A 580-nucleotide genomic window follows, 5' to 3' on the forward strand; every position below is an offset into this window, starting at 1 on the left:
CTCGAGCGCGAGCTGTCCACCCTGCCCGCCGAGACCGCCGCGCTCGCGGACGGGCTGACGGGCCTGGCGGACAGCGCCGAGGAGATCGCCGCCGGCACCACCGACCTCGCCGGCAGTCTGCGGTTGGTCGCCGACGGCGCGGGTGGGGCTGCCGCCGCGGTCGAGGGTCTCGTCGAGTTCGAGCAGCTCGCCGCCCTGGCCGAGCGCCTCGGTGGTGCCGGTGGTGACGCGCGTCAGATGGCAGAGGCGTTCACCGCGATCGCCGCCGCCTGCGAACCGCAGGGCAGCGAGCAGTGCGAGCAGCTCGCTGCCACCGCCGCGGAGGCCGCCGCGTTCCTCCAGACCGCCGGTGAGCTGGCCGACGCCGTCGCGGAGGTCGCCCCCACCATTCCCGAGGCGCAGGCCGCGATCGGCGGACTGGTCACGGCTCTCGACGAGACCGCCACCGGCGCCGAGGAGCTGGCGTTCGGTCAGACGCAGGTGGCCGCCGGCGTGCGCGCGGTGGCGACCGGCGCGCAGGAGTCCGCGGCCCAGTCACCCGCACTGGTCGCGGGGGTGAGCCAGCTCTCCCAGGGCGCTG

The 580-nt window shown here is 76.6% G+C and carries 1 pseudogene; it reads left to right on the plus strand.

The annotated features are described in order from the left end of the window. Positions 1 to 580, plus strand: a pseudogene (locus N869_RS18190) (hypothetical protein); the annotation flags it as partial.

This window comes from Cellulomonas bogoriensis 69B4 = DSM 16987 (assembly GCF_000767165.1).
GTDB lineage: Bacteria > Actinomycetota > Actinomycetes > Actinomycetales > Cellulomonadaceae > Actinotalea > Actinotalea bogoriensis.